A 554-nucleotide genomic window follows, 5' to 3' on the forward strand; every position below is an offset into this window, starting at 1 on the left:
CGATCGAAGGCGATATGCCCAAGGGCGGGACCAACAAGGTGATGATCGCTGTCGCCTCGATTCCGGCGCTTCTCGCCATGAAAGGCTTCGCGCTCGACGGCCGATACAAACAAAAAGACGCCTATGACGTCTACTACTCGATCCGGAATTATCCCGGCGGGATCGATGCGCTTGCGGACGATTGCCGCCCGCTGTTGGAGCATCAGAGTGGCCGGGACGGCTTCGCGCATGTCGTGGCGAAATTCGACGATCCGGACGGCTACGGGCCGACGTGCGTGCGCAATTTCGTCGAAGGCTCCGATATCCTGGACGGCCGAACGCCGGACGAGTGGCAGCAGGATGCCTTTGGTCAGGTCGATGCCTGGGCCCGTGCGATGGGATTGCGATGACACACCGATCTGCGAAGCCACGATGAAGCTCATTCACACAGCCGACTGGCAGCTCGGAAAGCCTTATGGGCGGTTTGAGCCGGAGGTCCGCGCCGCACTTACCGAGGCACGCTTCGATGCCATTGATGCGATTGGCAAGGAGGCAGTTCGCCACGGCGCGGATCA

General features: G+C 61.4%; 1 pseudogene. It reads left to right on the forward strand.

What is annotated here, in order from left to right:
* Positions 1-389, forward strand: a pseudogene (locus AACY49_RS30155) (hypothetical protein); the annotation flags it as partial.
* Positions 390-554 lie beyond the last annotated feature (165 nt).

This window comes from Pseudomonas sp. EL_65y_Pfl2_R96 (assembly GCF_963970905.1).
Classification (GTDB): Bacteria; Pseudomonadota; Gammaproteobacteria; order Pseudomonadales; family Pseudomonadaceae; genus Aquipseudomonas.